Genomic DNA, 22,979 nt, shown 5'->3' on the forward strand with positions numbered 1-22,979 from the left:
AGACACCTGCCGCAGCCAGTACCGATTCACTGTCTACAGAGCCTGCTCGCCTTCCTCACCGGTGCGAATGCGGATCACTCGATCAACCGAATCGACGAATATCTTGCCATCGCCGATCTTGCCGGTATTGGCCGCCCGGATGATGCCTTCGATACAGGCATCCAGGATACTCTCCGCGACAACCACTTCGATCTTCATCTTGGGAATGAAGTCGATGACGTACTCAGCGCCCCGGTAGAGTTCCGTGTGACCCTTCTGCCGGCCGAACCCTTTGACCTCGGTGACGGTGATACCGGCTACCCCGGCCGCAGCCAGCTCTTCGCGCACGGCGTCCAGCTTGAATGGTTTGATGATTGCGGTAATTCTTTTCATGCCTTGGGCCTTCGTTGAAACAGAAGCGGACGTTGGTTCGGTTCGCCGGCAGTTGAGCAATCGCCACTCTCCTGTCTCGGCACCTCCGAATTCTTCACTCTAGCGATAGCGGATGTCAATGACCGCTCCGACGAGCGGCGCCACTGACAAACTAACGTGTACTCTCCCTCGGCGCTGCCAGTCTGTCGTGCCGAATCGATGCCAGCCGCTGCATGGCTAACGATTCTGCTTGCACGCCAGAATGGAGCGTTCCAGTGAATGCAGCAGGCTGATCAGGCGATTCACCTGCTGATCGATGTCAGCCAACTGCTGATCAAGCATGGCAACTGACCGATGCCGTTCAAGCTCTTCCAGAAACTTCAGACCACTGCCGTGAACCTTGCGCAATGGTTCTTCGATCTCGTTGAATACCGGGTGGGAAACCAGCCGCTGGCCAATGCCGAAATACCACAATCCGAGCCGTGTACTGACCACATCGGATTGCAGGCCGGGATCAGCCACCGACTGCAGGGCAACGCCTTCCCCGACTCGACTGCAGAAAGCGGCATCCACCAGTGTCTTGCGAAATCGCAGCAGGTTGAGACAGGCCTGGTGTACCCGACCGATCTGCGAGCCCTCGAAGTCGTGCTCGGTAGTCACGAAAGCCCTGAAATCGGCAAGCGACATCGGACGGCCCAGAAAATACCCCTGCCCTTCCTCGCAACCATGCGCGATCAGGAAATTGTAGACCGATTCGGACTCGATACCTTCGGCCACCGAGGTCATGCCCAGCTCTCTGGCCATCGAGATGGCAGAGCGCACGACATCGAGATTCTGCAGGGACGTGCCCATGCGCTTGACCATGCCCTGGTCAAGCTTCAAGGCATCGAAGGGCAATTGACTGAGCCGGTCGATCGAGGAATAGCCGGTCCCGAAGTCGTCCATCAGAACCTTGACTCCCAGGTCCTTGATCCTGACCAGATCATCATAGACAAGGTCGACATTGCTCATCACTGCACTTTCGGTGATCTCGATCTGCAGCTCGGCTGCCTTTATCGTACCGGCCTGCAACAGTGAGGCAATATGGTTGCTGATCGATCGTGATGCCAGGTCGTTGGGTGCAACATTGATGGACAGGGACAGTTCCGGTGGCAGCAAGCCGGTTGGCGCATTGCGTCTGATCGGCGCAGAGTCCCGCAGTTCGACAATGGCGCCTACCAACTGGTCCAGCAACTGCAACGTCAGGTCATGCAGCAGACCATTGCTTTCCACCATCGGCAGAAATTCGTCCGGAGACAGCACCGATGCGTCACCATGTGCCCACCGGACCAGCGCTTCTGCGCCGATGACCTCTCCGCTGAGCAGACACACCTTCGGCTGATAGAACAGCACCAGCTCGTCATTGTGCATGGCGCGCTCCAGCGCCTTGAGCGTGACCGGACTATTCATGGCGGACACCGGTCCGCGCCGTGACTGCACTGGCGAACCGGTGTCGCACTATCGTCGGTATGCCTTCAGATACCGGGATTGCAATGAACCCTGGACGCTCTGACTTGCGGGGCCGGCGGCCAACCACTTCTTTTCCAGCTTCTTCAGGACCTGTCGGCTGTCATCCAGACCGGCCGAGGTCATGCCTTCCTGCAGATGTTCCAGCTGGTACTGCATGCGCCTGGCCTTGTCCTCGGCCGGGGTATCCACGCCCGCAGCCACTTCCATCTTGATCAGCAGGTCACGTCGTTTTTCCTCGTTGGCCTGATAATCCGGCTTCGTGCCCTTGGTCAGATGCTTCAAGGCCGCATCGCGACGCTTCTGCAACACCGTGGCGACATCGGTCTGCACCTTCACATCGGTGGCCTCCCAGGCATGAGTCACATCATCGACCAGAGTGTCGCTGGCTCCATCCGGCTGCTCGACAGCCTGTTCCAGCTGTTCACACAGACCCAGCAGACGCAGTCGCTCTTCCTGTTCGGCCTGACTGCGGCGCTTGGCGGCATTGTCCTGTACACGTGAACAGGCCTCCAGCGCCTGTCGGTAGTCACGCAGCAGAAACTTCCTGTCGCGTTCCGGGAATTCTGCCAGGGCCTGGAACTCCATGCTCAGGGCTTGTACTTCGGCCTCATCGAGCGAGTCCCCGCGGGACAACTGCTTGAGACGCTTGATGATGTCCTTCGCCCGAAAGACGTGCTCGAGACCGGCGCGCTGCTTCTGACGTTCAACCTGATGCTGGTGCTTGAAGATCGTACCCAGGTGAGCGTTGAACACTTCCCACAATGCCTGGTCTTCCTTGCGTCGCATGATGCCGACGAGTTTCCAGGCACTGAGCAGGCTCTTTGCCTGATTGGCCGTATGCTGGGTGATTTCTCCTTCGGCCAGTGCCGCCACCTTCTCGACCAGCTCTTCCTTGGCCTTGACATTGTTGTCGTACTGTTCGGTCAGTGCCGTTTCGAACGGTTTCAGTGCTGCCGAGAAACGGGCTTCGAGCGCCTTGTCGGGTTTGCGATCCGGAACCCGGTTGCGAGACCATTCACGTTTGGCATTGTTTACCTGGCGAACGATGGCCTTCCAGTCCGGCTCGGCATCGGCATCGGGTGTCAGCAGGTTCTGCGCCGACTCCAGTTGTTCGCACAAGCGCGCCTTGGCATCGAGTTTTTCCTGCCGCTGCTGCTGCTTGGTCTCGAACCAGGCCTTGCAAGGCTGGTAGGCGATATCGCCGGCTGTCTTGAAGCGCGTCCAGAGGTCGTTCGAGGCACGACTGACACCCATGGCCTTCCAGGCGCTCTGCAGTTCACGCACCTCCTTGGCCAGTGCTTCGGGTGAGAGCTCCTTTGCTGGCAGGGCCTCCATGGATTCGCACAAGGCTTCCAGCTTGGGACGGGCCGCGAAGTCCTGCCAGTCGGCCATTTCCGCCAGCTGCTGTTCGGCTCTCGTCAGTTTATCGTCCAGACTGGAACGCTCTTCGGCTTCCATGGCGGAAAGCTTTTTCTGCAGACGGCGCAGCATGCTGTTTGCCGGGCCCCACTTGCCTTCCTTGATGATCGCGGACAGCGCGGCGAACTGCCGATGCGTGGCCTTGATGCGGTCGCTGGACTCCTGGCGAGCCTTGGTAATGCGATCGTTCAGTTGCGCAAGATGTGCCTGCAATTCGCCGACGTAGGCGTGTCCGGACAGATCGATACCCGGCAGCAGGCGCGGAATATCCAGTAAAGACGTCACTCGTTTGATGCGGGTCTGCAAGGCACCGGGGCGGGCCTTGTTGATGTCATAAGGCGGGTCGAACAGTACGGCGATGGACTGGCCATGTGCCAATACGCTCTTGACGTGATCCGAGCCCGACAGGGTTTCATCCTGCGATACCGCGCTCTGTGTGCTCTCGAGCGCGCCCGGCAGATCTGTCAGGGTCGCCGTCGCCAGCATCTCCTGTACGCGCGTCAGTGCCGGATCGTCTATGCGAGGCACCTCTTGCGCCGGGGTCGCACTTCCCGTCTCGTCCGTTGCGCCATCGCCCGCTGCGGGCGTGTTCTCTGCCGGCTCGCTGGCAGCATCCATGGGAGCATGCCCATGCTCGCCAGCAGCCGAGTCTGTTGCCTCGGAACTGTCCGCCGTTGCCTGCTGTGCCGCCGTGTAATCGGCAAGGCGTTGCTCTGCCATCGTCATCGCTTCCGTGAATTCCGTTTCATGTGACGCCCTGTCTTCGGGCTCCAGCTTGGCCCAGCGCTCTCTAGCAGCCTGCAACTTGCCACCATGCTGAGGAGTCCAGACACCTTCATTCAGACTGAGCACCTGCTTGAGCGTACTGGTGACAGCGTGCCGCCTGGCAATCAGGGCTGCCTCCTCTGCCGCCGCACTATCCAGCTTCTGTTGGAGCTGCTTGGCCACCACCTTGTCACGCGAGCGCACCGCAGCCAGCGCCGAGCGCATGGAATCATGCCGCGACAGCCGCATGGCGGCAGCCAGTCGTGCATCGTGCAGCCGCGATTGCTGCACCACGGTCACCAGTGTGGTTTCGTCGTCGATGGCCTGAAGGGCCAGTTCCCGCTGCTCGGCGCTCGAGCTGTGGGCCGCTATCGGCAACGCCAGACGAGAGGCATGGCTGCCCAGCAAGGCACGAATGGCGGTATCGCTGACATCGCCGGAACTGAACTTATCGACCAGTCTGGACTCTGCTGCAGTAGCGATGGCACCACCGTCGTCGCCGTTGGCATCGAGCAGCTCGCGCAGTATGTTCAGTTCGTCGAGCTTGCCGATCGCCGCGAGACGAACGGCAAGATCGACATCATTGCGGGCGAGCTCGGCAAGTGTTTCCTGCGACTCAGGTGTACTGGCATCTGCGTCATTGACGAAGCTGAGTCGGACCTGCGGGTCCTTGTGCTGGTGTGCAGCTGATTTCAAGAAATTTTTCACACTGGATACACGTAAACAACAATCGAAGCCGGATGGCTGGCACCAGTATAACAACTGCCTCGCACATTCCCGCACATGACACCATCCGACATCGATCATGATCGGATTGGCACCGTTAACGGCCAGACAATGAGCAGGATTTACAGAATGCAGCAACGCATTGCAACACCAACGCCCCCGATTAGTGTGGTTTCCAGCACAGATCGACCTGCCAGACCGGCCTCGCGGGGCAATTGACCGACCACTCACCCGCAGGCTTGTCGTACTGCGGCCGATAGCAACACTTTACGCACCCGTTGAGCACCATGAATCAGCCCGCAACGACGACCTCTCGTGAACCGTCCAGTCTCGGAATCGCATCCCTGGAGCGCATACCGATGGCCGAAATGCGGGACGTTCTCGCTCAGCTGGAACGTATCCTGATGGGCAAGCGCGAACAGACCACTCTGGCTCTGGCCTGTCTGCTGGCTCGCGGACACCTGCTGATCGAAGATGTACCCGGAGTCGGCAAGACCACATTGGCGCATGCACTGGGGGCCACGCTGGGGCTGGACTGGACTCGCGTGCAGTTCACCAGTGATCTGCTGCCGGCCGATATCGTCGGCGTCTCCATCTACAATACTCACGACCAGCAGTTCGAATTCAAGCCGGGACCGGTCTTCACCTCCATTCTGCTGGCCGACGAGATCAATCGCGCCCCGCCCAAGGCACAAAGCGCCTTGCTCGAGGCCATGGAAGAGCGACAGGTCAGTGTCGATGGTGTCAGCCATGCATTGGCCGAGGACTTCTTCGTCATCGCCACCCAGAACCCCGGCGACCAGCTCGGCGCCTTTCCCCTGCCCGAATCACAGCTGGACCGCTTTCTGGTTGGCCTCGAGATCGGCTACCCCGATCCGGCAACCGAGCGTGCCCTGCTGGAACACGGCGACATGCGCGCCGATGTCGCCAGCCTCGAAGCCCTGCTCGATAGTCGACAGATCCATCGCTGGCGCAAACAATGCGACAAAGTGCACCTGAGCCCACCGGTACTGGATTACATCCAGGCCTTGCTGCTGGCCAGTCGCACGGCAGGCACGGGATTGAGCCCGCGGGCCGGACTCAGCCTGGTGAAACTGTGCCGCGCTTTTGCCTTCATCGAGCAGCGTGATCATGTGCTGCCCGATGATGTACGCCACGTCTTTCCGGCGCTGGCCGGTCATCGGATGACAGGCCAGGTACGCAGCGGGCATCAGCACGCCCGCGAACTGCTGGCGCAGGTCAGCATGCCCTGAACGCCATCCGCTCATGAGACTTCTCAGCCCCCGGATTCGGCAGCGTCTGTTCCGAGTCCGACCGGAAGACAGACTGCCGCATCTGGTCAGTCACCAGCGAGTCTATATCGTGCCCACCGGCCGTGGCTGGGCGTTTCTGCTGGCGTTGCTGCTGATGCTGGTGGCCTCGGTCAACTACGCCCTGTCGCTTGGCTATGCCCTGTGCTTCCTGTTGACCGGACTGTTTGCGGCCACACTGCTGCACACCTATCGCAATCTGGCTGGTCTGCAGGTCTCCAGAATCAGCGGCGGCGAATGCTTCGCCGGTGAGTCCCTGCCCTTCGACATCACCCTGACAAACAATCGCTCGCAAGTCCGTCACGGACTACGACTGGCAACCACTGAGGCCTGCGTGTCGGGCATACGCCTCGAACCCGCCCGGGATACGCGCATGGTACTGCCGCTGCCCACCACGAGACGCGGTGTCCTGCCTCTGGGCAGACTGACCCTGCAGAGCGACTGGCCACTGGGCCTCTGGACCTGCTGGAGCTATCTGCATGTGCAGACACAGGGACTGGTTTTTCCACGGCCGGAAACGAACCCTCCCGCGCTGCCGCTGAGCGCCGGAGACGACGGTGACACGAACCCGCGGCCCGGTCTGCAGGGGGATGTCTCCGGGCTGCGCCACTATCAGCCTGGCGACAGCATCGGCAGCATTGCCTGGAAGTCGGCTGCACGCGGGCAAGGCCTGCTGGTGCGCAGTTTCGATAGCGATGAGGGCCTTGGCAAGACGGCATTGAGCCTGCACAGCACGGGACTGCACGCGCTTGAACAGCAACTGTCACGACTCTGTGCCTGGGTTCTGCTGGCAGAAAGCCGGCAGACGCCCTATGCCCTGCAACTGAGCACTCGGCAATTGCCCGCCGCGCAGGGCAGCGAGCAGCGAGTGCGCGCACTGCAGGCGCTGGCCTTGCACGACAGTGCAACGACGGGTCAGCCGACATGAGTTCGAGCTCATCAGTGAAGTCGGCGGCAAGGAATGCCGCGCGCCGGGCAGTCGGCAAGCAGCGCTGGCGCAGATGGCTTCCGGATCTGGGTCTGTCAGGAGACACGCCTGCACCGGCGCCCATGGATGCACGAACCCTGTACGCTCTTGCCATCCTGTTACTGCTGGTGCAGCTGCCTCATCTGCTGCACCTGCCATTGTGGGTCAGCCTGAGCGGCGCCACCCTGATCGGCCTGCGACTCTCTCTGCTGAGGCGCCCCGGACAGAAGCTGCTGGGCAGGCTGCTGTCACCGGCCGGCGTCACCCTGCTGGCCATTGCCTGCGCCTTGCTGATCAAGCTGGACTACGGCTATTTCATCGGTCGGGACCCCTGCGTCGCCTTTCTGTTCATACTGGTGGCCGCCAAGTTTGCCGAAGTGCGACGTCCCGGCGATGCCACCATGCTGCTGTGTCTGGCGGCGTTTCTGCTGTTGACCCAGTATTTCTACTCACAGACGATCCTCGCAGCCCTGGTGACACTGCCTGCCGTGATAGCGCTGGCGCACGCCCTGGCTGTACTGCGTGATCCGGAAAACCCGGCCCAAACCCGGGAACAGCTGAAGCTGGTACTCACCCTGTTGTTGCAGGGCTTGCCGCTGGCAGCATTGCTGTTCATCGTGTTTCCACGCCTGCCCGGCCCCCTGTGGTCGTTGCCGGAGGATGCCTCGGCCACTACCGGTCTGTCCGATTCCATGTCGCCCGGCTCGATCGGGCAGCTGTCGCAATCCGATGCGGTTGCCTTTCGAGTGGAATTCGATGGTGCCATTCCCCCTCCGCGTGATCGCTACTGGCGCGGCCCCGTGCTCAGCGAATTCGATGGTCGTCGCTGGAGTGTCAGCCCGCGCCTGCTACAGGCCCGTTCAAGCTATCAGGGCCCGGCAGCAGACATCATCGATTACACGGTGACGCTGCAGCCTCATCACCAACGCTGGCTCTTTGCACTGGATGCGGCGGTCTCCCTGCCAAGACCGGACCTTCGATCCAACCGGCCGATCGACGCCACCGACGCCGCGAGTGACACTCAAGACAATACAGCTCAGACACCGGACCGCAGCAGGGATGACAGCCTGCGAATCCGACACGGAAAGCCTCTGGGGCGTCTGATGAGTGATGGTCAGATGCTGGCAGGCAACTCGGTTACCCAGCTACTGCGTTACCGCCAGAGCTCGGTCCTGCTGGACACTCGCTTCGCCTCACGCCAACCTCCAGACAACACTCTGTTCCTGCCGGGCGTCAACCAGCGAAGCAGTCGCTTTGCAAGGGAATTGCGCGATAGCGTGCAAAGCGACACCGCCTATGCGCAGGCCATTCTGCACCACTTCAATCAGCAGGCCTACCACTACACACTGCAACCCCAGCTACTGGGGGATGCCCCGGTTGATGAATTCCTGTTCGACACCATGGCAGGCTTCTGCGAGCATTATGCGGCCGCCTTCGTGGTTCTCATGCGCAGTGCCGGTATTCCTGCACGGGTCGTCACGGGATATCTGGGCGGGGAAATGAATGACGATTACATGATCGTACGCCAATCGGATGCACATGCCTGGGCAGAAGCCTTCATTGATGGCGCCTGGCGCCGCTACGACCCCACCGGTGCAGTAGCACCATCCAGGGTCGAACAGGGCCTCTCGGCCGCATTGCCCGGTGACGCTGCCGTGCCACGACTGGCACGACTGGACAAGGGCTGGTCCAGCAACCTGCAGCTGCGTTGGGATGCACTGAACCATCAGTGGCAACGACTGATCGTCGACTTCGACAATGACACCCAGGACGGATTATGGGAACGTCTGGGTCTGCCTAAGCCCGAGCTGTGGCAGATTACCGTCATCGTTCTGGCATTGACCGGACTGTGGTGTACGCTGGTGCTGGGCGTGCCGCGTCTGACAAGCAGGCAGGGCTCGCCCGATGAACGCCTGTGGCAGCAACTCTGCGAGCTGCTGCGCAGGCGCCAGCTGCTACGCGAACCCGCCGAGACACCCGCAGAATTCCTGCAACGCGCCACGCAGGCCTGGCCTGCCCAGGCCCGGCGTCTGCATTTGCTGCAGGGGCATTTTTCAAGTCTGCGCTTCCGCGCACTGTCCGAGACGGAGCAGAATCGTCGTCGGAGCGAGGTCAGGCAACTGCTGAGACGGCTGCGCTGGTCGCTGCCTCGCGGCGCGTGGCAGGCAGCAGGCGACGAGAGCGAAGTCACCTGAGCGATCGGCAGCCACCTTGCTGCAGCCTGGAAATTTGCCGGCAATGGGCAGTATCCGTTTTCTCCAGCGCTCTGTCTGAACCCAGGCAGTATCCGGATTGTCCAGCGCCTTGTCTGACTCACGGCAAGCCTGGACACGCCTGAATTGCGGACGCGGCTAGATGGCGTATACGTGGTTGTCCCACTGCACTCGATGGATGGCCAGGCTCATGGCTCCATCCTCGGACAAGGCCATGATCTCTCCCGTGCCACTGGTCAGCAGCGCCGTGGCTGACGGCATATCCATCAGGTCATTCGCCAGGGTGCTGGAGCGCTGCTCATTGGATGCCGCAACGGCGTCCGTATCCGCCGGAATGACGCTCACACCACTGCAGTCTCGCACCGATAGGGTCTCGAGCAACTGGGCGCTGACCCGATCCACACTGAACATCAGTCCGCCCTTCGAAGACGTGAACAGAACATGATCACCGGCCACGGCGACCGATGACAGGTAATGAGACGTTCGCTGTTGCAGGTCGGCAGGCAGCTCGACCAGTGACAAGCCCTGGCTCGATCGGCCCCGCTGGAAACTGCGCAGACTCCTGTCGACCGACATGACGCCGGCCAGACCGCCAATGACCGCCTCGGCACCCTCGTACTGCCCGGCGAACCAGACATTGCCCTCGACATCAACTGCCAGATGACGCAGCGACACCTGATGCCATTCGGCGGGCAGAACATGCCTTGCCAGCAAATCGCCATTGCGGGAGTCCACCACCGTCAGGCTCGGCGCCATCGAGTCGATATTGAGCTTCTCTCTGCCCGTGTCGGGATGCGTATGGATGCCTCCATTGGCGACGATCAGCAGCGCTGATCCCGGTATGCGCACCACCTCGTGAGGCCCTGTGCCACCGGTATCCATTTCACCCAGACGCTGATAGCCGGCAGCCGTGTCATAGATGCCGAGCACCCCTCGTTGCGCGTCGAAGTCGTTCTCGGTCGCAAACAGCAGACGTCCATCTGCCGAGTAACTGCCGTGGCCATAGAAGTGACGCCCTGCAACCGGCGCCACGGTCAGATGCCTCTCCGGATCACGACGATCGAAGGCATGCAGATACAGGCCCGGACGCCTGGCAAACAGACAGGCCTGGTGAGAGGCCCTGTGACTGGCAGCTCCGTGGGCTCGAGCACTCAGTGGAATCGATGCAATGCGACGCGCCTGCTCGTCGAACACGACGGCGACATGCTCATCGGGCCCTCGCCGCGCACCACTGATGAACAGATTGCCCGACTGTGTGCCGTCGTCAGGCAGTTGCTGCCCTGCCGTTGCCGTTGCCGTTGCCGGCAGAAGTGTCGTCAATGCCAGTTGCAACAGGGCCCGTCTCGATAGCGAGGCAGCGGCTTGCATGCTCAGTCGCCGTCTTCGCTGTTGAAACCGGGACTGATACCCAGTGTGGCAACAAAGCGATCATTGAGGGTGTAGCGGATGCCGCCAACCACTGCCATCACGGCGCGCAGCAGCGACTCGGCTTCAGCCGTGAAGTCACCGCTGTCGTCGGTGAGGGCCGGAAGTGCCTGCAATTGCTGCAGCATGCCATCCGCGCTTCGAAACTCGAAAGCCAGTTCGTTTTCCAGACCGCTCGCCTCTGCCAGTCCGGTATCGATGGTCAGCGCTCGCAGCGATTCCAGGTTGCCGCGGATCATCAGCAGGCCGAGACCACTGCGCCACAGGGGCGCTGTCCTGATATCAGCCTGTTCACCGCTCAGGGTCGAGAGTTTGCGATCCTCGATCACATCGGCACCGACCAGAATCTGCGTTACCAGACCGCGCAGCACTTCCTCCTCGGTACGATAGAACTCCGAGTCCGACGCCGGTGATCTCATGCTCATGACGTGTGGCGCTTCATCCTGCCAGCCCTTTTCAATGGCCTTGGCCATGGCATCGATGTTTCCGATAATGGCCATTGCCACCTGACAATCCGGCGTCTCGCTGCCTTCGGAAAAATGCAAGGGTGTGCGTTCGCCATGAAGCAGGCGTTCCAGCGCGGGAAAACCCTGCAATGCAACGCTCTTGTCGGCGATATCATCGGCTGTCAGGCTGGGCGCAGCCGCGTCTGCCAATAATGCTCGCATCTGTCGTTCGCCAACGCGTCGCTTGTCCGGCCAGTAGAACAGTCGGTTCTGGCGATTGTCTTCCAGCAAGGGTCCCGTTCGATAGAGCTCCAGCAATGAAAAGGCTGCAACGGCCCGTTCATGCGCCGCAAGCAAGCTGTCCAGCGCCTCGGGGCTCCGTGTCTCGCAACTGTTTTCCGCCGCTTCCAGCAGCTCTGCGGTGGTCCGGGAGAATCGCACGGCTGCCGGTTGATACACCTGCTGCACGGCCCGATCGGCAAAGTCATTGTCGCCTGGTACTGCAGCTCGGGCACGCCCGCTCAGTGACAATGAGAGTGTCACTGCCAGCATGGCGGTGACGGCATGCACGGACTTGCCGCGCCAGCGAACGAATCGGTACCTGACCGGCGCGGCTTCGCCATTCTTCACAAGCAAGCTGAGTATCACAGGGACTCCAGAAAAGTAACGAGGGCTGCTCGCTCATCCTTGTTCATGTCCAGCACATCATCCAGTGATGCCTGAGCCTCTCCGCCATGCCACAGCACGGCATCGAGCAGCGTCTTTGCGCGACCATCGTGCAGAAAGCTGGTATTCGGGTTCACCGTCTTTGCCAGACCGATTCCCCACAGCGGCGCCGTCCGCCATTCACGCCCATTGGCATCGGCTTCATCCGCATGGTCTGCCAGGTCTTCTCCCATATCGTGCAGCAACAAGTCGGTATAGGGCCAGATCAGCTGAAACTGCATTTCCTTCTGCGGTGCATCGCGCGCGGTGACATGCTTGGGGACATGGCAGGCCTGGCAGCCACTGTCGTAGAACAACTGCTTGCCCATCAGGACCTCGGGGTCATCGACATTGCGTCGGGCAGGCAGTGCCAGATTGCGCGTATAGAATGTGATCAGGTCGACCACATCATCCGGCGCTTCCCCCTTGCCAAGGCGCGCCTGTTCACCATGGGCCAGTGATTTGCACACCTCCTGTGCCGGCATGCAGTCTCCCTGTGGGTTGCTCATCGACGCACCCGAACTGGACAAACCCATATCGCTGAACATGGCATGCACGTTCTGCTCTCTGACAGTGGACATGGCCGCCTTGTGGGCAAACCGGCCCAGCACCCGTTGACCATTGTCCAGTACCTGCCAGTTGGGGCGACCCGATATGCCGTCACCATCGGCATCATCCGGATCGGCATACGCCAGAATGTCATCAGCGGCAATGGCTTCCAGCATGCCCAGCCCGGGCATGGCGGGTGCGATTCTGGGAGAGAGCCTGGTACCGGGATGCATCTCGCCATAGGCCAGGTCCAGCAGCGTGTAAACCGGCTTCTGCAGAACGTGGCGCGTGCCGTCGCTGAATTCCCGAATCAGCGGTTCGGTGCTGATGCGTACCTGCCCTTCGGCGCGCACGCCGGGTACTGCCGAGGCGTGAAACTGCCCGCCGTAGACCGGGTCCGGTCCCCAACGACCATCCAGATGGTTCTTCAACTGGATGAGCAGCGATGCGGTCTTCTCGCCGGCGACCGGCAGCTGCCCACGGCCATCCTTGATATGACAGGATTGACAGGCACGTGCATTGAAAAAGGGACCGAGACCATCAGAGGCCTGGGTCGAGGAGGGTGACGCCACCCACAACTTGTTGAACAAGGCATTGCCGAGCTTGAAAGTCTGCAGGTGCTCGAAGTCGAGCGTGGATGTCTCCTGCGAATAGGCATTGCGGTCGGTATTGGTGGTCTGGGTTCCGGCCCCCCCTTGCATGACTTCGAAGGGTTCCGCCTTGCTGAAATCGCGGGTGGGCTCAAGTACCTGGCGAACCCGCGCATTGTCCCGCCAGATGTCAGCCGGCAGACTCGGGGCGCTGGCCGGCACAGTCACAACGCTTGCAGGTTTCCCTGCAGCAGTGTCGACAGACAGCGTGCCGGCCTCCACGATCGAAAAAGCCGGAAAGCCGGTACTCAGGCATGCCATGCAGGCAAGCAGTACCGGCTTCATGCGGAAACTGTCAGGGAAACCGGACTTCATCGATACCTGCTTGAATGGTGACTCTACTGGAAGACGGAGTTGGGATCGTCCAGGCTATCGGACCCTTCGAATTCTATACCCGTTACGTCCAGTGCTGTGACAGCGCGATTGATATTGCGAGTCTGTCCGACCAGAGAATCGACCGCCGCCTGTACCAGGGCGTTGCCGACATCATTACCTTCGGCGATCAACTGGTCATAGGCCTGACCATCACGCTGGCTGACCAGCAGAACATCCAGTGCATCGACACTGGCCTGCAGGTCGGTGGCCAGTTCTTCGGCCAGTGCAGCATCCTTTTCGCGCAGCAGGTCGATCAGCGCAGGACCGGATACCGTTTCGCCATCGACACGCTGGTAATGACCCATGTAGACGTTCTGGATGCCCAGGCCATCGTAGTAGTGCGAAGCCGAGGTATTGTCGGAAAAGCAGTCATGCTCCTCTTCCGGATCGTGCAGCATCAGACCCAACTGCATGCGTTCACCAGCCAGCTCGCCATAACTCAGGGATCCCATGCCGGTCAGCATTGCCGCCACGGCACCTGTCTCGCCCATGGATTCCAGCGCTTCACGCGCCTCGCCACCGTCGGCCCAGGCCTCCGCCATGTAGGTCAGGTCGGAAATCAGCAGATCCGTGACAGCCGTCAGATACTCGGCCCGTCGATCGCAGTTGCCATTGGTGCAGTTGTCCACATCGTAGTCCGTGTAACTGCGATTGCCTGCGCCGGCCTCGCCGCCGTTCAGGTCCTGTCCCCACAGCAGGAACTCGATGGCGTGATAACCCGTCGCCACGTTGGACTCGATGCCACCGGCCTCGTGCAGCTCGCTGCCGAGCAGCTCCGGCGTGATGGTAGTGGCGTCGATGAGCTGACCGTTGATGTTCACTTCCGGATTGGCGATGATGTTTGCGGTGTAATACTCGTTGGCCTCGGATTCGTTGCCGTAACTCGCATCGACGTAATCGATCAGACCTTCATCCAGCGGCCAGGCGTTTACCTTGCCTTCCCAGTCATCCACCAGCGGATTGCCAAAGCGATAGACCTCGGTCTGCTGGTAGGGCACACGTGCCTCATGCCACGCCTGACGTGCGGCGGCCATGGCCTCTTCGGAAGGGGCTTCCGTGAGCTGAGTAACGGAATCGCGCAGCTTCATGGCCGTGGTCAAGGCATCTTCGTAACCTGCCTGGGCAATGTTGCCGTAGGTCTCGATAACCGAGTCCGGGCTGATCGTATCGGCCTGCGCCACGCTGGCCGCTGCCAGCAGAAATCCGGGAAGTACCTGTCGAGTGAAGGTCATGTGCATGTTCCTGACATCGAAGCAATAATAAGAATGATTCGTATTTCCATGATATCAGAATCGACTACGCCTGAAATGCCCGGCACCGAACATTCCTGTCAGGCAATGATCGGGAGCCCGTCAACGAATGACAGGCCCAGAACCACATACCAAGGCTGGCATGATCGATGGAGTCAGGTGAAACTTGCCGCTGCCGAAGCGATCAATGCCGGGTCCACATTGCCACCTGTGACCACGCAGATGACGGCCTCCCCTTCGACACTGGCTGGATCAAGCGCAGCGGCCAGGGCCACGGCACCTCCGGGTTCTACCACCAGTTTCAGGCGCATCAATGCCTGCCCCATCGCCGCCAGCACGGCCGAGTCATCCACACACAGACCGGGGCCTGCCAGCTGCTGCAAAACCGGGAAGGTCAATTCACCCGGCATTGGCGTCACGATGGCATCACAGAATGAATCCGGAATGCCTTCATTGGCCAGACGCTTGCCGGCGATCAGTGATCGGCAGGTATCGTCGGCCAGGGCCGGTTCCACGGGTCTGACCCGCAGGCCCGGTGCGACCGAATGCAGTGCGATGGCCGTACCGGAGGTCAGCCCGCCCCCACCACAGCACACCAGGACATCGGCCTGCGTCACACCCATCGCGGCCGCCTGCTCGGCAATCTCGAGTCCGACAGTCCCCTGGCCAGCCATGACCATGGGTTCATCATAAGGTCGTATCAGCGTCAAACCCCGCTCTCTGGCCAGCGATTCGCCGATGGCTTCACGCGATTCTCCTCCCGCTCTGTCATAGGTCACCACGGACGCCCCCAGCGCGCGGGTATTGGCCAGCTTCAGTGCCGGCGAATCAGCCGGCATGATGATGACGGCAGGAATCCCGTAAAGCGCCGCAGCCTGGGCGATGCCCTGTGCATGATTACCCGACGAGTAGGCAATGACCCCCGATTGCCTCACCGACTCATCCAGCGAACTGATTGCCGTCCACGCGCCGCGGAACTTGAACGAGCCGGTACGCTGCAGCACTTCTGCCTTGACCAGAACTCGCCGGCCGGCCAGTTCGTTCAGATACGGGCTTTCGAGCAACGGTGTTCGCACGGCTACCGGTGACAGGTAGTCGGCGGCCTGCCGAATCTCGGCAATACCGATGGGAAAGAGACTGGAATCAACAGACATGGTTACGTGAGCTTGAGAGCCTGGTTCGAGGACAAGCGGCATGATAGTACGAATGGCTTTTCCATATCCCCGGTCGGTTACCGACCACCCAGTAGGCAATTTCGAAAATGTTACGCCCTCGTGGTCAGCCATTGCCCTGAGCTGTCGATACAGTACCCATGAGAATCCCCTCAATCGAGCCACGACAGAGCGGCCAGCGGCGCACCATTGATCTGGAGCTGCTCAAGGCCCAGCAGAGCCGGCTGCGGCAGCATGCGCGCCTGCACTGGACCCATTGGTTCATCCTGTGCCTGTCGCTGGTCATCACGGTGTTTGCCTGGCAGACCTCCGAATCGGCTCTGATCAAGCGCGATCAGATTCGCTTCGAGCACGAGGCAGAACGCGCCATTGTCCAGATCAGGGAGCGACTCGGACATTATGAAGATGCCCTGCTGTCCGGTGTGGCCGCCATGCAATCACACGGCGGAGAGATGTCGCGGGAGCAGTGGCGGCGCTACAGCGAATTCCTGAATCTGAACGAGCGTTATCCGGGTATCAGTGGCATCGGAGTCATCCATTATGTCGAAACCGCTGACTTGCCGGATTATCTGGCCAGGGTCAGACAGTCGGCACCCGACTTCAGGATCTTTCCCGAACACGCCTATGACCTGTCCCTGCCAATCACCTATATAGAACCGGAAGAGAAGAATCGGTCTGCCCTGGGGCTGGATGTGGCTTTCGAGACCAACCGCAGAACCGCCGCGCTCTACGCTCGTGCAAGCGGCATTCCCCAGGTAAGCGGCCCCATCACATTGGTGCAGGATGCCGGCAAGACACCCGGCTTCCTGTTCTACGCACCCTTCTACGAAAAGGAAAACCCCTGGCACTATGCCTTCGACCCCGAAGCCCGTAAGAAGGCTTTTCGTGGACTGATCTACTCACCGCTGGTTGTCGCGGAACTGATCAATGGTGCACTGGGCGAGGAAAACCCCTTGCTTACTCTGTCACTGCGAGACGGGGATGACATTCTCTACGCTGGCACCGAAAGCGCGCAGTCACAGGATCCGGCGTTCAGGCTGGAAGAGAATATCGAGACCTACGGCAGACTGTGGACCTACACCATCAGCAGCACTCCGCTCTTCGAGAATGCCTCTGCCATCAACCAGCCCATCATGGTGCTGATCAGCGGGCTCTGTCTGGACGCCATGCTGTTCGCGCTGTTCTGGCTCATGAGTCGCTCCAATCGCAATGTACTGGAACTGGCAGAGGAAATGACCAACAGCCTGTCTTCGCAGGCGCAGCAGTTGAGTGAGAAGAACCATGACCTGGAGAGCTTTGCCCACATCGTGTCGCACGATCTCAAGACACCGTTGCGCAACATTCACAGCCTGTCCCAGATTCTGGAAGAAGATCTGGACTCCTATCTGGCCAGTAACGATCCCCGAGCCGAAATACAACCCTGTCTGAACAATCTGCAGGATCAGGTTACACGAAGCCAGAGTCTCATCTCAGGCATTCTCGAGTACTCCGTACAGGATGGAGCCGAACTGCCGACCAGTATCGTCGACACCAGAAACCTGATGATCAACATCATCAAGCAACTGGATCTGAAGCCGGAGAAAGTCAAGCTCGTAGGCACCTTTCCGGCACTGGATACCAACAAGACGCGATTGGAGCAGGTGTTCACGAACCTGATCCAGAATGCGTTCAAATACAACCCTGACAAGCACAATGCAACCGTCTGCATCTCTTCGGTCCGCAAGGGGGGCTTCTATCAGTTCTCGATCAGCGACAATGGCCCCGGCATAGAACCTCGCTTCCACGATCGCATATTCGAACCCTTCACGACCCTGGAGTCGGTGACCGATATCCACAGCAGCGGCATCGGCCTGTCGATCGTGCAACGCGCGATCGAGCGCCAGGGCGGACGGATCAGCGTCAGCTCGTCCTGCGCTGCCGACAACAACGCCGGAACCGACACGCCGACCGGCACGCCGACCGGCACGACCTTCACTTTCACATGGCCAGTTCAGAGTAGCCAGGCCATCGATGAGCCCAATCGAAAACATGCCTGAATCAAACATGAAGCTCCTGCTGGTGGAAGACAATGATCTTGATGTCTTCATGGTCCAGCGCATGATGAGAAAACTCTCTCTGGACTACCCGATCATCCATGCCAAGAATGGCGAGGAGGCACTGAAGATACTGCGCCCCGAAGGCAAGGACAGTTCGCTGGTGCCCCCCTTTGTCATGATTCTGGATATCAACATGCCGAGGATGGGTGGTTTCGAACTGCTTGACGAACTGGGCGATGACGAGATTCTCTCCCAGATTCCTGTCTACATGGTGTCCACATCCACACGCCAGAAAGACAAGGACAAGGCGATGACCTATCGCATACGCGGCTATGTCGTCAAACCCGTCACCCAGGCCGTACTGCTCGACATGCTGGAAGATGACACTCCGGACTCGGTTGCCAGTCATGGCTGAGCAGCATTTGATTTGACTTGACCTCGACAAGACATCAATCCACAACCGGAAATCGCCTTCGGCCGGGCGGCGCTCCGCTCGCACCCTACCGGCAGAAGCCCGGCATGTTCAGAAGGCGACCGCAGAGTGTACCCTTCTCCCTACACACCACATTGCATGCGCCTGATGCCGGTTCCCGATTCTCGCCCCCTGCCCGCCACCAGCCCCGACGAGCTGAGTGGACCGGGCCTGCCACTGGAAATAGGGCTGATTGTCGCTGGGCGCTTCAGCCTCTCCGAACGACGCATTCTGCAAGCCGTGGAGCTGCGCTTCAGGCAAAGGCTCGGCAGTCTGCTGCCACGATTCGATTGGCGGATTTCAGTCAGTCGACGGCGTGACATGGGGGAAGGCGGCCGCCTGGAATCCACCGAACTGTTGCACCAGGCCACCGAGGAACGTGACCTGTATCGATGGGATTACGCCATCGTACTGATCGACAAGGAACTGCTGGCTCACTATCGCTCATTCGCCCTGGCCGTGCTGAGCCGACCGCTGGATGCAGCCATCGTCTCGACCGCACGATTGATCCCCGATGAGGATGGCCCCGGCGCGGATCATGATCAGCCCGATGAAGACGAGATCGTGGAGCGCATCACGACATTGCTGCTGCGCAGCGTTGCGCATCTGGGCGGCCTGAAATCCAGCAAGGAGCCGGACCATCTGCTGTACCGACCCAACGCTCCTGCCGACCTGGCAAGCATGCAGATACTGTCGGACGACGAGCAGCAGGAGCTGGTGGAAAACCTGACCGAAATCGCCGATCTGCGGCTGGAAGAATCGTCCCCGGGCAGGGTCTCTCCCTGGCGCTTCCTGCTGCGTGCCAGTTTGATCAATCGCGAGCAGATACTGGAAACCATCATCGCGGCACGTCCCTGGCAATTTCCGCGCAGACTCAGTCGCCTGACCACAGCTGCAGTATCCACGGTGGCTCTGCTGCTGATGAGCGCCGAGAGCTGGGATCTGGCACTGACACAGAGCTGGGGCGCCATGGCCCTGATCAGTGTGCTGATACTGCTGCTGACCACGGTCTTCATCAGCTTTCGCCAACACCTGCTGCTCAGTCGCGGCAATCCGTATCGAGAGCAGATTGCCGTGACCCGTATTTCGGCCATTGGCATCGTTCTCAGCGGCCTGGCGCTGACCTGGCTGTTCATGTTCGTGCTGGCACTGCTGGCCAATTCCCTGCTGTTCCCGGTCGAGCTGATCGAGCACTGGGCCAGCTCGGAGCAGCCGGGCGGATCCCTCATCGGTCCGGCCAGCTACGGCAAGATGGCAACCTTCTGCGCCTCGGTCGGGCTGTTGATCGGTGCGCTGGGAGCCAGCTTCGAAGAGCAGACTCATTTCCAGCATGTGATCTTCGTCGACGAGGAGCTGTGATACTTTCGTGGACACAGTAGAATACCCGTGCAACTCCTTACCTGATTGACTAACAGTGACCCTCATTCTGTCTCTACTGGCCGTGGTGCTCGTACTGGCAACGATCCTGCCGCTCTCTGTTCGACGCGACTGGTGGATCCGAGCACTGGATTTCCCACGCTTGCAGATTGCCATCGCGGCCTGTGTCTGGCTGCTGCTCTGGCTGACCCTGGCTGCCGACAACAGCCTGTGGCTGTCGCTGCTGGCCCTGTGCGTGCTGGCCGTTCTGGCCTATCAGGCCTACTGGATTGCACCCAATACCGAAATGCACCGCCAGGAAGTCGAGCGATACGATTCCCTGATCGATGGCAATTGCCCGACCCTGCGCATGATCAGCAGCAATGTGCTGATGCACAACCGCAACAGCGGCCCGCTGCTGTCTCTGATTCGCCAGCACCAGCCTGACATCGTGATCACCCTGGAATCCGACCAGTGGTGGCAGGACGAACTGGACGGGGTGCAGGACTACCCCCACCGCATTGCCTGCCCGCTCGACAATCTCTACGGCATGCATGTGTATTCCCGCCTGCCGCTGAGCAACACCGCCATCGATTTTCTGGTGGAAGATGACAAACCCTCCATGAGAGCAACCGTGGAAGTGGCCCCGGGAACCACGGTGCAACTACACGTCGTGCACCCGGCGCCACCGGCACCGGGTGAAAATGACGAGTCCACCGAGCGCGATGTCGAACTGCTGATGCTGGCCAGGGCCATCAGCAACAGGAATCAACGGCTCATCGTCGCTGGTGACCTGAACGATGTGGCCTGGTCGGCCACCACCCGACTGTTTCGACAGATCAGCGGCCTGCTCGATCTGCGCATCGGACGCGGCCTGTACAACACCTTCAGCGCCGATCACTGGTACGCGCGCTGGCCGCTCGATCACTTCTTCGTCAGCCAGCACTTCAAGGTCGTGGACATTCAGCGGCTGCGTAATATCGGCTCAGATCACTTTCCGCTGCTGGTCGAACTGGCCATCACCGACGGCCAGCAACAGAACAGCGCCGTCGAGAACGAAGAAGTGGACCGGGAGCGACTCGACAGCATCATGAACACCCGGGTCGCGCGCAATGCCCAGACGCCGCTGAGCTGAGCGTCGGAGGTACGGGCATCCCGGCAACATCTGCTTGCCAGGTTCGTGATTCGCTAACTGTTGCTGCCCAGCTCCACCACATCCACCATGCGCCGGCTCTTCTTCAGGGTCCACACCAGCCCCACCGCAAACCCGGTGGATGTCTCGGTTTCGAACAATGGACTGTCCTCATTGCGCGCACCGTCGAACCAGCCGGAGAAGACACCCATGAACAGACGCAGATTCCGGTGTGGTGTCAGCCCGATACCGGCGAACAGTCCTGACTCCAGATAGCCCCCTTGCGCATCGAATCGCGGTCGTGCCTCGGTGGCATGAACGGGAGCCACTTCATAGAAGTAGTCCTGCAGACGCTCACTGGCATAGGTGGACTGCAAAGCGGCCAACAGATCGATGCCGGATTGCCTGAAGTTGCGATAGTTGACACCGAAGCCCGCCTCCAGCACCACGCCACGCCCGTCCATTCGGCGAAAATCCGTCGACATCACCGCACGCAATTCCGCGCTGAAACGCAGCTGTACCCGCCCTCCTGACGGCATGGTCCGATCGAGCAGGCCCACTTCCAGTTGCGGCCCGATCTCGAACAGGAAGTCCAGATCCGGCATGCCTTCACGGGCACTGTTGCCCTGGGAATTGGCATTCAGAGAGCCCCCCATGGACAAGTCAAGCTTGATCCGCGGCTGTTCGATGGCGACCGCGCGAATACCACCTCCGCCAAACCGCCACTGCGGTCCCCGGTAGACGAAAAACGGCAGGGCGATGCCACGACGATTGCTGTCACTGGACGCCGGGTAATCGAATCCGGAAAAATACCCGCCACCGATTCCGAACTCCCAGACCGGTCGGCGTTGCACCGTCGAGGCGGTCTCCGGGATCGCATCCGCTGCCGCGACGGGGTCAGGCGTGCCGTCCGCCGTGTGCCCGGCATCGGACATCGTGGCCTGCGAGCCATCGCCATCGAGCGGCGTTGCCGAGGCGTGAGCCACGCCACCTCCTGCCAGGCACAGCATCAGCATCAGGATCGGCAACGTCATGGCCCGGGAGCGCTTCCTGCAACGCCCACCGGCAGGCACGATCGCATTCCCGATGCCAGGGTTGCTTCTGCGATGTCGACGGTCGGCACAAGGCAGGACCTTGACTCGACAGAGACGTATACTGCGCAGCAACCGCACAAGACAAACCATCATGTTCTATACCCAAAGCACGCTGGACCGTGCCGATCATCTGCGCAAAGACGAGCTGAAGATTCAGGCTCTCCGACAACAGCCTGATGCACAACTGGTGCCGCTGTGGCATTGCCAGTCTCTGGTCAGCGACCCGACAGCGGATAGTGCACCACAGGCGATCATTCTGCCTCATGATCACGACGTGCCCGACGGTCAGTCGATCTTTCTCGGCCTGCAGGACAACAAACCCCTGTTTGCGGTGGATGTCTCCTCTCTCGATGAGCAACAACGCGACCGCCTGGGACATCAGGGCACCGCCCGCGACGGCACGCCGCAGCCAGGCAGGTTCACCGACCTGCGCATGGTCGGCCCCACGCTGCCGGGCACCGACGGATCACTGCTGGCCTATGCCAGAGGCCTCATGTACTGGAATGGCATTACCCGATACTGCGTCAATTGCGGTCGGCCGCTGGTATCCGCCAACGCCGGCCATACACGTGAATGCAGCAATGAGGATTGCAGCCATGTCGATTTTCCTCGCACCGATCCGGCTGTCATCATGCTGGTGAGCTACAGCCCACCCGATGGCAGTGAGCCCAAGTGCCTGCTCGGCAGAAGTCCTGCCTGGCCTGAAGGCGTATTCTCGACGCTGGCAGGGTTTGTCGAACCGGGTGAAAGTCTGGAGAACGCCGTTCGCCGCGAAGTGCTGGAAGAATCCTCGATTCACGTCGGTGACGTGCATTACGTTGCTTCACAGCCCTGGCCGTTTCCACGATCGATCATGCTGGGCTTCGAGGCAACGGCGACCAGCACCGACATCAGCATCGACCCGGTCGAGCTGGCCGATGCCCAGTGGTTTACCCGGACACAGCTTGCCGGATTTGGCAGCTGGGGTGATGACGGTGACAACTACAAATTGCCCCGCAAGGATTCGATAGCACGATTTCTGGTCGAACGCTGGATTCGCGAAGGAGCCCTGTAAGCG

At 60.4% G+C, this 22,979-nt stretch carries 17 protein-coding genes; 8 read left to right on the forward strand and 9 right to left on the reverse strand.

The window, feature by feature from the left end:
- Window positions 1-33: 33 nt before the first annotated feature.
- The 3 genes from ACUNV4_RS13680 to ACUNV4_RS13690 all read right to left on the reverse strand — a co-directional run bounded on the left by ACUNV4_RS13680 (window position 34) and on the right by ACUNV4_RS13690 (window position 4,740).
- Window positions 34-372 (reverse strand): P-II family nitrogen regulator, encoded by a 339-nt coding sequence (locus tag ACUNV4_RS13680; RefSeq protein ID WP_430879124.1) that lies wholly within the window; start codon window positions 370-372, stop codon window positions 34-36.
- A 216-nt stretch (window positions 373-588) separates the two neighbouring features.
- Window positions 589-1,800, reverse strand: a complete 1,212-nt coding sequence (locus ACUNV4_RS13685; protein ID WP_430879125.1) for an EAL domain-containing protein — start codon at window positions 1,798-1,800, stop codon at window positions 589-591.
- Between the two features lie 48 nt (window positions 1,801-1,848).
- Window positions 1,849-4,740, reverse strand: coding sequence for a DUF349 domain-containing protein (locus ACUNV4_RS13690; RefSeq protein WP_430879126.1), 2,892 nt, complete (start codon window positions 4,738-4,740; stop codon window positions 1,849-1,851).
- A gap of 389 nt (window positions 4,741-5,129) precedes the next feature.
- Here ACUNV4_RS13690 and ACUNV4_RS13695 point away from each other — a divergent pair, with 389 nt between their 5' ends.
- From ACUNV4_RS13695 to ACUNV4_RS13705, 3 genes are read left to right on the forward strand one after another with little or no spacing between them, the layout of a single operon-like run.
- Window positions 5,130-6,023 carry an AAA family ATPase gene (locus tag ACUNV4_RS13695; protein WP_430879224.1) on the forward strand — a complete coding sequence of 298 codons (894 nt, stop codon included), beginning with the start codon at window positions 5,130-5,132 and terminating at the stop codon, window positions 6,021-6,023.
- A 13-nt stretch (window positions 6,024-6,036) separates the two neighbouring features.
- Window positions 6,037-7,008 carry a DUF58 domain-containing protein gene (locus ACUNV4_RS13700; RefSeq protein WP_430879127.1) on the forward strand — a complete coding sequence of 324 codons (972 nt, stop codon included), beginning with the start codon at window positions 6,037-6,039 and terminating at the stop codon, window positions 7,006-7,008.
- Window positions 7,005-9,242 carry a transglutaminase TgpA family protein gene (locus ACUNV4_RS13705; protein WP_430879128.1) on the forward strand — a complete coding sequence of 746 codons (2,238 nt, stop codon included), beginning with the start codon at window positions 7,005-7,007 and terminating at the stop codon, window positions 9,240-9,242. Before ACUNV4_RS13700 ends, ACUNV4_RS13705 begins: the two co-directional genes overlap by 4 nt.
- A gap of 156 nt (window positions 9,243-9,398) precedes the next feature.
- Here ACUNV4_RS13705 and ACUNV4_RS13710 read toward each other — a convergent pair whose 3' ends face one another.
- The 5 genes from ACUNV4_RS13710 to ACUNV4_RS13730 form a co-directional block, all read right to left on the reverse strand.
- Window positions 9,399-10,628 (reverse strand): DUF1513 domain-containing protein, encoded by a 1,230-nt coding sequence (locus ACUNV4_RS13710; protein ID WP_430879129.1) that lies wholly within the window; start codon window positions 10,626-10,628, stop codon window positions 9,399-9,401.
- A 2-nt stretch (window positions 10,629-10,630) separates the two neighbouring features.
- Window positions 10,631-11,761: an imelysin family protein gene (locus ACUNV4_RS13715; protein ID WP_430879225.1), complete on the reverse strand. Its 1,131-nt coding sequence runs from the start codon at window positions 11,759-11,761 to the stop codon at window positions 10,631-10,633.
- A gap of 14 nt (window positions 11,762-11,775) precedes the next feature.
- Complete coding sequence (locus tag ACUNV4_RS13720) at window positions 11,776-13,350, reverse strand: di-heme oxidoreductase family protein (protein WP_430879130.1); 1,575 nt, start codon at window positions 13,348-13,350, stop codon at window positions 11,776-11,778.
- Window positions 13,351-13,373: 23 nt separating this feature from the next.
- Entirely contained in the window at window positions 13,374-14,642 is a 1,269-nt protein-coding gene (locus ACUNV4_RS13725) for an imelysin family protein (protein WP_430879132.1), read from the reverse strand.
- A gap of 173 nt (window positions 14,643-14,815) precedes the next feature.
- Entirely contained in the window at window positions 14,816-15,814 is a 999-nt protein-coding gene (locus ACUNV4_RS13730; protein WP_430879133.1) for a threonine ammonia-lyase, read from the reverse strand.
- 158 nt (window positions 15,815-15,972) lie between these two features.
- Here ACUNV4_RS13730 and ACUNV4_RS13735 point away from each other — a divergent pair, with 158 nt between their 5' ends.
- The 4 genes from ACUNV4_RS13735 (at window position 15,973) to ACUNV4_RS13750 (ending at window position 20,831) form a co-directional block, all read left to right on the forward strand.
- The gene (locus ACUNV4_RS13735) at window positions 15,973-17,868 is read left to right on the forward strand and encodes a CHASE domain-containing protein (protein WP_430879134.1); all 1,896 of its coding nucleotides are present in this window, start codon (window positions 15,973-15,975) and stop codon (window positions 17,866-17,868) included.
- A gap of 7 nt (window positions 17,869-17,875) precedes the next feature.
- Entirely contained in the window at window positions 17,876-18,283 is a 408-nt protein-coding gene (locus ACUNV4_RS13740; RefSeq protein ID WP_430879135.1) for a response regulator, read from the forward strand.
- Between the two features lie 156 nt (window positions 18,284-18,439).
- The gene (locus ACUNV4_RS13745; RefSeq protein WP_430879136.1) at window positions 18,440-19,699 is read left to right on the forward strand and encodes a hypothetical protein; all 1,260 of its coding nucleotides are present in this window, start codon (window positions 18,440-18,442) and stop codon (window positions 19,697-19,699) included.
- Window positions 19,700-19,754: 55 nt separating this feature from the next.
- Window positions 19,755-20,831 (forward strand): endonuclease/exonuclease/phosphatase family protein, encoded by a 1,077-nt coding sequence (locus ACUNV4_RS13750; RefSeq protein WP_430879137.1) that lies wholly within the window; start codon window positions 19,755-19,757, stop codon window positions 20,829-20,831.
- A gap of 53 nt (window positions 20,832-20,884) precedes the next feature.
- On the opposite strand, the gene ACUNV4_RS13755 is transcribed toward ACUNV4_RS13750, so the two are convergent.
- The gene (locus tag ACUNV4_RS13755) at window positions 20,885-21,862 is read right to left on the reverse strand and encodes a MipA/OmpV family protein (protein WP_430879139.1); all 978 of its coding nucleotides are present in this window, start codon (window positions 21,860-21,862) and stop codon (window positions 20,885-20,887) included.
- Between the two features lie 151 nt (window positions 21,863-22,013).
- Here ACUNV4_RS13755 and nudC point away from each other — a divergent pair, with 151 nt between their 5' ends.
- Window positions 22,014-22,976, forward strand: coding sequence for an NAD(+) diphosphatase (gene nudC, locus ACUNV4_RS13760; protein ID WP_430879140.1), 963 nt, complete (start codon window positions 22,014-22,016; stop codon window positions 22,974-22,976).
- The last annotated feature ends 3 nt before the right edge of the window (window positions 22,977-22,979 follow it).

It is taken from the genome of Granulosicoccus sp. 3-233 (assembly GCF_052681095.1).

Coding starts and splice junctions, on each gene's coding strand:
- ACUNV4_RS13680 (WP_430879124.1), bottom strand. CDS start 372: ATGAAAAGAATTACCGCAATCATCAAACCATTCAAGCTGGACGCCGTG.
- ACUNV4_RS13685 (WP_430879125.1), bottom strand. CDS start 1,800: ATGAATAGTCCGGTCACGCTCAAGGCGCTGGAGCGCGCCATGCACAAT.
- ACUNV4_RS13695 (WP_430879224.1), top strand. CDS start 5,130: ATGGCCGAAATGCGGGACGTTCTCGCTCAGCTGGAACGTATCCTGATG.
- ACUNV4_RS13700 (WP_430879127.1), top strand. CDS start 6,037: ATGAGACTTCTCAGCCCCCGGATTCGGCAGCGTCTGTTCCGAGTCCGA.
- ACUNV4_RS13705 (WP_430879128.1), top strand. CDS start 7,005: ATGAGTTCGAGCTCATCAGTGAAGTCGGCGGCAAGGAATGCCGCGCGC.
- ACUNV4_RS13710 (WP_430879129.1), bottom strand. CDS start 10,628: ATGCAAGCCGCTGCCTCGCTATCGAGACGGGCCCTGTTGCAACTGGCA.
- ACUNV4_RS13720 (WP_430879130.1), bottom strand. CDS start 13,350: ATGAAGTCCGGTTTCCCTGACAGTTTCCGCATGAAGCCGGTACTGCTT.
- ACUNV4_RS13725 (WP_430879132.1), bottom strand. CDS start 14,642: ATGACCTTCACTCGACAGGTACTTCCCGGATTTCTGCTGGCAGCGGCC.
- ACUNV4_RS13730 (WP_430879133.1), bottom strand. CDS start 15,814: ATGTCTGTTGATTCCAGTCTCTTTCCCATCGGTATTGCCGAGATTCGG.
- ACUNV4_RS13735 (WP_430879134.1), top strand. CDS start 15,973: ATGAGAATCCCCTCAATCGAGCCACGACAGAGCGGCCAGCGGCGCACC.
- ACUNV4_RS13740 (WP_430879135.1), top strand. CDS start 17,876: ATGAAGCTCCTGCTGGTGGAAGACAATGATCTTGATGTCTTCATGGTC.
- ACUNV4_RS13745 (WP_430879136.1), top strand. CDS start 18,440: ATGCGCCTGATGCCGGTTCCCGATTCTCGCCCCCTGCCCGCCACCAGC.
- ACUNV4_RS13755 (WP_430879139.1), bottom strand. CDS start 21,862: ATGACGTTGCCGATCCTGATGCTGATGCTGTGCCTGGCAGGAGGTGGC.
- nudC (WP_430879140.1), top strand. CDS start 22,014: ATGTTCTATACCCAAAGCACGCTGGACCGTGCCGATCATCTGCGCAAA.